The following is an 8,490-nucleotide window of genomic DNA, read 5'->3' as shown; positions in this document are numbered from 1 at the left end:
AGCTGGTGTGGGTTCCGGTGGCCGGGGACCACAGCACTGCCCCGCCGGTGAACAGCTGGTAGCAGCCGCCGCCGGTCAGCCCACAGATCTCATCGGTGGTCGGGTAGCCCAGCCGGCCGCCCTCGCGCCCCACCGCGGCCCATTTCGCCCCGATCGCATTGCGGGTCACATGCCAGCCGGTCGCCGACGACCAGGCCAGCGTCCCGCCCTGGTAGGTGCGCACGCAGCCGCCCTGGCTCAGCCCGCAGACCTGGTCCCCGGTCGGATTGCCCAGATCGCGGGACCAGGCCTGCTGCACCGAGGCGCCGGTGTCGCTCACGGTCTGCAGCCGCTGCTGGTCGGCGCCCAGGGAGGTGAAGGAGAAGTTGCCGGACCCGTCGACCGGCACGGTCGCCGACCGCGACCCCATGGTGACCCTCACGCGGGTGTTGGCCGGCAGCCCGGAACCGGTGGGTACGCTCCCCCGGACCTGCCCGCTGCCGGCGTCGTAGGAGCGGATCTGCGGCTGCGGCAGCATCATCTTGTAGCCACGATCCATCGCCGCCTTCAGCGAGGACGCGTACGTTTTGGTGTCCGCCCCGCCACTGACCACGCCCACCGCCCGGTTGCCGGCAAAGACCGCGCCACCGGAGTCGCCCGGTCGGCTGATCCGGTCGTAGCCGAAGCCGGTGACCAGGTGGTCGGTGTTGTCGTCATTCCAGTGGACCATGAAGTCGGTGATGTCGGTGACCGTGCCGCAGGTGAGCGCCCCGGTCGTCGCACCGGCCGCACACACCGGCGTCCCGACCGGCGGTTCGAACCAGTCGTTGATCGCGGTGGCCGCATTGGCGTACCCGGTCACCTCGGCGACCGGAGTCATCCCGGGCTGCAGGGTGGCGTACACCGACAGGTCGGCCCGGTCGCCGAACTGGTACCAGTCCAGGGTGCCGATGATGGCGCCGCTCGGCGTCCGGGCGATGTTGCCCATCCCGTAGTTGGCGCAGTGCCCGGCGCTCAGCAGGGCCGGGTCGGCCTGCGCGGTGACCAGGGCGAATCCCCAGGAGCAGGCCAGGTTCGAGGCGGTGTAGCGCTCCCCGCCGCGCAGGTCGGTGTGCGGTGTGACCACCGTCAACCGCTCCACCGGTACGCCCTGCTCGGCCGCGAACTGCGCGGGTGTCTTGCCGCCGGTGGACCGATCGGGTTCGGCGACCTGCAGCACCACCTGGTCGGTGGTCGTCTTCACCGCGTACCGGACGTCGGAGCCGACCTCCTGCCGGAACTTGGTCGCCAGCTCGGCCGGCTTGACCGCCTGCGGCCCGGGATCGCTCACCCGGGCTCCGGCCGCGGCGGCCGCCTGCTCGACGGCGGCCCCGCGCCCGCGCACGGTGATCCGGCCGTCGTGGACGCTGACGCCGTAGTACTCCGGCTGCTGCTCCAGCTTGGTGGCCAGGGTCGCCGCCTGCTCGCTGGTCGCCGCCTGCTGCCGGAACTGTTCGACCGACATCCCCAGATCGCGCTGCAGCGCCTTCGCCAGTTCCTGCTCGTCCGGGCCGGCGCTCCCGGTCGGGGCCGCGGTCCGGGTCGGAGCCGGAGTCGGGGTCGGGGCGGCGTACGCGGGCAGCCCGCCGGCCAGCAGCAGCAGTCCCAGCCCCGCCAGCACGGCGGCGAGCGGGCGGGTGTGGCGAGGCGGCATGGGGCTCCTTCGGGACGGTCTGGGCGAAGTCAACCACCTCCGGTGCGCCCGGCCGAATCGGCGAGCAGCGCCCGGCATAGGGTGAGCGGGAGATCGTTCGCGAGGGTAATGAGTTGATGAGGAGTTTGCCCATGCCGCTGCAGCAGCCGACCGGGACCGCGGGAGCCTCGGCGTACTTTCTGGTATTCACGGTGCGTCCGGGAGCCGAAGATGCCATTCGGGACTTTCTGGCCGGCCTGCCGGATCTGACCCGCAGCGTCTCCTTCCGATCGCCGAACCAGGATCTGGCCACCGTGGTGGGGATCGGTTCGCAGCTGTGGGACCGGCTGTACGCGGGCCCGAAGCCGGAGCAGCTGCATCCGTTCCGGGAGGTCCGCGGCGCCACGCACACCGCGGTCTCGACCCCCGGGGACCTGTTTTTCCACCTGCGCAGCTCCCAGCAGGACCAGTGCTTCAGCCTGGCCAAGCTGATCGGGGACACCCTGCGCGGGCACGCGGACGTGATCGATGAGGTGCACGGGTTCCGCTACCTGGACGAGCGGGATCTGCTCGGCTTCGTCGACGGCACCGCCAACCCGGAGGGCGCCGACGCCGCCGCGGCGGTGTTCCTGCCCGCGGACGACCCGTTCGCCGGCGGCTCGTACGTGATCGTCCAGAAGTACCTGCACGATCTCGACGCCTGGGGCCGATTGAGCGTGGCCGAGCAGGAGGCCGCGATCGGGCGGACCAAACTGGAGGACCTCGAGTTCGCCGATGCGGACAAGCCCAGCAACTCCCACGTCGCGCTGAACACGATCGAGGACGCCAACGGCAACGAACGCGACATTCTGCGCGACAACCGCTCCTTCGGCACGATCGGCACCCAGGAGTGGGGTACCTACTTCATCGGGTACGCCGCCGACGTGTCGATCACCGAAACGATGCTGGAGCGGATGTTCCTCGGCGTTCCCGAGGGCAACCACGACCGGGTGCTGGACTTCTCCACCGCGCACACCGGCAGCCTCTTCTTCGTCCCCAGCCTTGACTTCCTCGGCAACCAGCCGCCACGGCCGGGCGCCGAGACCCCCGCCGACGGCTCGCTGGGCATCGGCAGCCTGAAGCAGTGACCCGCACCGCGCATCGAAAGGAAACATTGTGAACAACCTGTACCGTTCGCTGGCCCCGATCAACGACGCCGCCTGGACCGCGATCGAGGACGAGGCCCGGCGTACCTTCACCCGCAACTCCACCGCACGCACCGTGGTCGATGTGGCCGGTCCGGCCGGCTTCGCCTTCTCCGCCCTGGACACCGGGCACGTCGCCGCGGTGCCGGCGCTGGCCGAGGGGGTGGAGACCAGGGTCCGGCAGGTGCTGCCGGTCGCCGAACTCCGGGTCCCCTTCACCGTCACCCGGGAGGCGATCGACGACGTGGCCCGCGGCTCCCAGGATTCGGACTGGCAGCCGGTCAAGGACGCCGCGACCCTGCTCGCCCACGCCGAGGACCGGGCGGTGTTCGGCGGCGCCGAGCAGATCCGGATGCCCGGGATCATCCCGGAGAGCTCGAACCCGCAGCTCGCGCTGCCGGCCGACGTGGTCGACCTGCCCGGGGTCGTGGCCCGGGCGATCACCCAGCTGCGCAGCGTCGGCGTCTCCGGCGACTATGCGCTGGTCCTGGGCAGCGAGCTGTACACCAAGGCGCTGGAGACCACCGACCACGGGTACCCGATCGGCACCCATGTCGAGCGGATCCTGCAGGGCGGGCGGATCGTGTGGGCGCCGGCGCTGTCCGGGGCGGTCCTGCTCACCGAGCGCGGCGGTGACTTCGAACTGCACCTGGGCCAGGACGTCTCGATCGGCTATCTGTCGCACGACGACAGCACCGTCCGGCTCTATCTGCAGGAGTCCCTCGCCTTCCGGGTGAACACCGCCGAGGCGAGTGTGGTCATCGCCTGAGCGGAAGGAAACTTCCACGGCGGCGGGCGCGCGGGGCGGGTCCGGGTCCTCCTAGGGTCGGGGTACCCGACCGGGAGGACCCCCATGCACCAGCGCACCCGCCGCATCATTGTCGGCGCCGCTCTCGCCGCGACGATGGTGACCGCCGGGGTCGGTCTGCAGCAGGCGTACGCCGCTCCCCCGACGCTGTACCTGCCGTGGAGTGCCGGCGAGGGGTACGCGATCACCCAGGGCGGCAACGGGACCTACAGCCACAACGACATCTGGAACTTCAACGCGATCGACTTCGGTACGCCGAGCAACACCCAGCTCCGGGCGTCGGCGGCCGGCACCGTGGTCGACGCGGGCTGGAACGCCGGCGGCGGGAACATGCTGCTGATCAAGCATCCGGGGGCCGATGACTTCTGCACGCAGTACCTGCATCTGAACCAGTTCCAGGTCAAAAAGGGCGACGCCGTCCAGCGCGGCCAGAAGGTGGCGCTGTCGGGCAACACCGGGGCGAAGACCACCGGGCCGCATCTGCACTGGAACGTCGTGCAGTGCTCCACCGGCAAGGCGTACTACCAGCCGCAGACCAAGCTGAAGGTCGCCGAGGGGGTGGACCTGTGGGCGGTCGGGAGCAGGGTGACCAGCAAGAACATCGCCGGTGCCGCCACCACGACGCAGCCGACCCCGACCGCCCCGAAGACCACGCCCAGTAGCACGGCGTCCCCGCGGCCGAGCAGCACTGCGTCCCCGACGCCCAGTAGCACCGCATCCCCGCGACCGAGCAGCACGGCCCGGCCCAGCAACACGGCGTCCCCGCGCCCGAGCCGGACCGCGCAGCCGACCGCCTCCAAGACGCCCACTGCGGTACGAACCACCCCGACCCTTCCGGCGGAACCGACCCCGACCGCCGCGCCGGAGCCCACCCCGAACGAACCCGCCCCGAGTGAACCCGCGCTGGTCCCGGTCGCCGACAACAAGGGCCCGGGCGCCTCTGCGTACCAGGGCACGGGGCTGGCCGACACCGGGGCCGAGGCCGGGCTGCCGGCGCTGGTCGGCGCGGTGGGCACCCTGGCCGTCGGTGTGGCGCTGCTCAGCGCACCTGGCCGACGAGGGTCTCGGCGGCGTTGACGATCCCGACGGTCTCGGCCATCCAGTTCGGTTCCTGCCCCCGGTAGGGTCCGGTGGCCAGGCTGATCACCACCGCTGCGGCGCGCAGCCGCAGTTCCCCCGGATTGACCCGCTCGTCGAAGACCGGGACCCAGGTCGCCAGCAGGTGACGCACCCGGGCGGCCTGTTCGGCGTTCATCCGCTGCACCGTGGACAGATGCGCGATCAGGCAGGCCAGGTCGTCGGCCCGGCTGCCGGGGCCGATGGTGTCGATGTCGAGCAGGCCGCAGACCGAACCGTGCGCGACGTGGATCTGACCCTCGTGGAAGTCGCCGTGGGTGGGCTCGTTGCCCGGCGGGATGGGCCGCAGCCCGGCCTCGATCTCGTCGGCCAGCCGGCGCAGCCGGCCCTCCAGGGCTGGCATCGCCTGGATCACCATCTCGGCATAGTGCTGCACCGAGTCCGCCCACGGGGCCCGGCGCGGCAGCTGGGTCACCGCCGGCGGCATCGCATCGAGCACCCCGATCAGCTGTTCGGCGGTGCAGGGCGGACGCGGGTCGAAGATCGCGCGGGCCAACGGCGTACCGGGCAGGGCATCCAGGACCAGCAGACAGTCCGGGGTCGCCGCGGCCACCACCGGTGCGGGCACCCCGGCCGCGAGCAGCATCTCGTGGCGGATCCGGACATCGTGGAACAGGTGTTCGCGCAGCACCTTGACGTAGAAGACCCGGTGGACCGGCCGCCCGTGGTGGGTCATCGCGACCGTGGCCCGCAGCACCGCCCGGCGCCGCGGCCGGTAGCCGATCATGTCCAGGCGGACGCAGTCGCTGGGGATCGGGATGCCCATGATCTCCGAGAGCAGCACCGCCATGTCCTCCGGGTACGCCGCCCGCGCCAGGCCGGGCAGGTCCGGATCCCGCGGATAGAGCCAGACCGCGGCCTCCCGGTCCCCGTCGGCAAAGATCCGGGCCCGCTCATCGGTGGGCGCCCGACCCGAGGCCCGGGCACTGACTCCGAGCAGTTCGTCGCGCCGCCCGAAGGGCCAGTCGACGACCGCCGAATAGGTCGCGGTCGTGGACTGATTCGGATTCTGGTCGACGTGGTCGAGTTGCCAGCTCACCAGCCGTCCCCCGGCATGGGTGACCGCCGCCGCCAGTAGCGGACCCACCTCATCGGTGGTCAGCAGACGGGAACCGTCGGGATCCTCGGCTCGGGTCGACATCGGTCGGGGGACCTCCTGGCGTGAGACGTCAGCGGGCCAGCAGGCCAACCCGATCGTAAACCTCGCGCACCGTGGCCTGCGCGACGGCCTCGGCCTTCTCGGCTCCCTCGGCCAGAATCCGGTCCAATTCGGTCCCTTCGGCCAGCAGCGCCAGGGCCCGTTCGCGGATCGGGGCGAGGGTGTCGTTCACCGCATCGGCGACGGCCACCTTCAGATGTCCGTACATCTTGCCGGCGAACTCGGCCTCCAGCTCGGGGATGCTGCGTCCGGTGAAGGCGGCCAGGATCCGCAACAGGTTGGACACCCCCGGCTTGTTCTCCTCATCGAAGCGGATCTCGGTGCCGGAGTCGGTGACCGCGGACTTGAACTTCTTGGCGTTCTTCTTCGGATCCTCCAGCAGTTCGACCACCCCGGCCGGCGAGGTCGCCGACTTCGACATCTTCGCCTCGGGATTCTGCAGGTCCTGGATCTTGCCGACCGAGGCCAGGATGTGCGGTTCGGGGACCGGGAAGGTCTCCCCGAAGCGGGCGTTGAAGCGCTCGGCCAGGTCGCGGGTGAGTTCCAGATGCTGCCGCTGATCCTCCCCCACCGGGACCCGGGTCGCCTTGTAGATCAGGATGTCGGCGGCCATCAGCACCGGATAGGTGAACAGGCCCAGGTTGGTCGAATCGAAGCCGCGCTTGGCGGACTTGTCCTTGAACTGGGTCATCCGGGAGGCCTGGCCGAAGCCGGTGTAGCAGTCCAGCACCCAGGTCAGCTGGGTGTGCGCCGGAATGTGCGACTGGACGAAGATGGTCGACTTCTCCGGATCCAGCCCCGCCGCGATCATCTGGGCCGCCGTACGCCGGGTCCGCTCGCGCAGCACGGCCGGCTCGGGGAGTTCGTTCAGGGCGTGCAGATCGGCGACGCCGAAGAACCCGTCGACACTGTGCTGCAGGTCGACGAACTGACGCAGCGCGCCCAGATAGTTGCCCAGGTGCAGCGAATCTGCGGTCGGCTGGACCAGGGACAGGACGCGCGGCAGCGCGGTCGGGGCGGGGGTTGGCTGATCAGGCATGACCCGCATTGTGCCACTGCGCCCGCCGTCCCGGCCGCCGATTTTCCGGGCTGGTCAGTCCGACCGGTCGGCGTCGGTGGAGGTCCGCTGCATCAGGAAGCGGGCCGCCCGGCGACCGTCCAGCTCGAGCACCCGCAGGTCGAAGCGGCCCTCGGGCTGCCCGTCGGTGGCCGCCGCCAGGTCGACGGTCAGTTCGTCGCCGACCGCGGGCAGGCGTCCCTCCTGGGCCATGAAGAAGCCGGCCAGGGTGTCGTAGGGGCCCTCGGGCAGCAGATAGCCGGTGAGATCCTCGAAGTCCTCCAGCGAGGTCAGGCCGTCCAGTTCCTTGCGGTGGGCCTGCGCCGGGCCGCTCGGCTGGACCTCGTCGTACTCGTCGGTGATCTCCCCGACCAGTTCCTCCACCAGATCCTCCACGGTGACGATCCCGGCGGTGCCGCCGTACTCGTCGCGGACGATCGCCAGGTGGGTGGAGGCCCGCTGCATCTCCGAGAGCGCGGAGAGCACCTTCATCGTCTCGGGCAGGAACAGCAGCGGCCGGGCCAGCTCGATCACCGGGATCGCGGTGCCGGCCACCCCCGGCTGCAGCAGATCCCGGATGTGCACGAAACCGGCGAGGTCGTCGGCGGAGTCGCGGGTCACCGGGTAGCGCGAGTGCGGCGCGTCCCGGATCTCGCGGACGGCCTTGTACAGCGGCATTTCGGCGGGCAGGAAGTCGACCTCGGTCCGCGGGACCATCACCTCGCGCAGGGATTGCTGGGCGGCATCGAACACGTCGTCGACGATCCGCCGTTCGGCCACCGAGATCGAGTCGGCGCTGGTCACCATCGCGCGCAGTTCCTCCGGGGTCACCTCGTCGCGGGCCGCCTTCGGGTCCCCGCCCAATAGCCGGACGACCAGGTCGGTGGAGGCGCTGAGGAACCAGATCACCGGGCGCAGCCCGACCGCGATCGCGTTCACCAGCGGGGCCAGCGCCATCGCGAACGACTCGGCGCGCTGCATCGCCAGCCGTTTCGCGGTCAACTCGCTGAACACGATGGAGAAATAGGAGATGATCACCGTCACCAGCACCAGCGATCCGACATCGGCCAGCCCGGTCGGGACGCCCCAGGCGATCAGTTGCCCGGACAGGGCGCCGGCGATCGTCGCGCCACCGAAGGACGCCGACAAGAACCCCGAGACCGTCACGCCGATCTGGACCGCGGAGAGGAAGGTGTTGGGATCCTGGGCCAGCCGGGCCACCGTGGCCCCGCGCTTGCCACGGGTGGCCAACTGCTTGATCTGGCTGTCGCGCAGGGAAACCAGGGCCATCTCAGCGCTGGCGAAGACACCGCCGATCAGGATGAACAGGGCGATCAGCAGAATGTCGGTCAGCATCGGGGGACCCCGCGATGTCTATGACCCTCCGTAGCGGCATGCACCGGTCCAATGTAGACGCCCGGGGTGTCCGGGTCCCAACCCTCGCGGTGCCGCCCAGAGGTTGTGTTCACCCGGCGTTCATCCGCGATGTGCGAT

Annotated in this window: 7 protein-coding genes; 3 read left to right on the top strand and 4 right to left on the bottom strand. The window is 70.6% G+C overall.

The window, feature by feature from the left end:
- Positions 1-1,672, bottom strand: a 1,672-nt coding sequence (locus G531_RS0118295) for a trypsin-like serine protease (RefSeq protein WP_026928333.1), incomplete at its 3' end; no start/stop codon positions are given.
- 131 nt (positions 1,673-1,803) lie between these two features.
- Between G531_RS0118295 and G531_RS0118290 the strand changes: the two genes are divergently transcribed.
- The 3 genes from G531_RS0118290 (at position 1,804) to G531_RS24945 (ending at position 4,720) form a co-directional block, all read left to right on the top strand.
- Positions 1,804-2,778, top strand: a complete 975-nt coding sequence (locus tag G531_RS0118290; protein ID WP_051215697.1) for a Dyp-type peroxidase — start codon at positions 1,804-1,806, stop codon at positions 2,776-2,778.
- A gap of 28 nt (positions 2,779-2,806) precedes the next feature.
- Entirely contained in the window at positions 2,807-3,604 is a 798-nt protein-coding gene (locus tag G531_RS0118285) for a family 1 encapsulin nanocompartment shell protein (protein WP_026928331.1), read from the top strand.
- A gap of 84 nt (positions 3,605-3,688) precedes the next feature.
- Positions 3,689-4,720 (top strand): M23 family metallopeptidase, encoded by a 1,032-nt coding sequence (locus G531_RS24945; RefSeq protein ID WP_051215696.1) that lies wholly within the window; start codon positions 3,689-3,691, stop codon positions 4,718-4,720.
- Here G531_RS24945 and G531_RS0118275 read toward each other — a convergent pair.
- The 3 genes from G531_RS0118275 to G531_RS23890 are packed head-to-tail and all read right to left on the bottom strand — an operon-like array spanning position 4,683 to position 8,352.
- Positions 4,683-5,921, bottom strand: coding sequence for a phosphotransferase (locus G531_RS0118275; protein ID WP_026928330.1), 1,239 nt, complete (start codon positions 5,919-5,921; stop codon positions 4,683-4,685). The genes G531_RS24945 and G531_RS0118275 overlap by 38 nt on opposite strands.
- A gap of 28 nt (positions 5,922-5,949) precedes the next feature.
- On the bottom strand, positions 5,950-6,978 hold the full coding sequence (gene trpS, locus G531_RS0118270; protein ID WP_026928329.1) for a tryptophan--tRNA ligase: 1,029 nt from the start codon (positions 6,976-6,978) through the stop codon (positions 5,950-5,952).
- Positions 6,979-7,032: 54 nt separating this feature from the next.
- Entirely contained in the window at positions 7,033-8,352 is a 1,320-nt protein-coding gene (locus G531_RS23890; RefSeq protein ID WP_051215695.1) for a hemolysin family protein, read from the bottom strand.
- Between the last annotated feature and the right edge of the window lie 138 nt (positions 8,353-8,490).

Origin of the sequence: Granulicoccus phenolivorans DSM 17626 = NBRC 107789 = JCM 15570 (genome assembly GCF_000423085.1) — a bacterium.
GTDB classification, from domain to species: domain Bacteria; phylum Actinomycetota; class Actinomycetes; order Propionibacteriales; family Propionibacteriaceae; genus Granulicoccus; species Granulicoccus phenolivorans.
Note: the sequence above shows the minus strand (reverse complement) of the source record. Positions and strands in the feature narration are given on the sequence as shown.

Coding starts and splice junctions, on each gene's coding strand:
- G531_RS0118290 (WP_051215697.1), top strand. CDS start 1,804: ATGCCGCTGCAGCAGCCGACCGGGACCGCGGGAGCCTCGGCGTACTTT.
- G531_RS24945 (WP_051215696.1), top strand. CDS start 3,689: ATGCACCAGCGCACCCGCCGCATCATTGTCGGCGCCGCTCTCGCCGCG.
- G531_RS0118275 (WP_026928330.1), bottom strand. CDS start 5,921: ATGTCGACCCGAGCCGAGGATCCCGACGGTTCCCGTCTGCTGACCACC.
- trpS (WP_026928329.1), bottom strand. CDS start 6,978: ATGCCTGATCAGCCAACCCCCGCCCCGACCGCGCTGCCGCGCGTCCTG.
- G531_RS23890 (WP_051215695.1), bottom strand. CDS start 8,352: ATGCTGACCGACATTCTGCTGATCGCCCTGTTCATCCTGATCGGCGGT.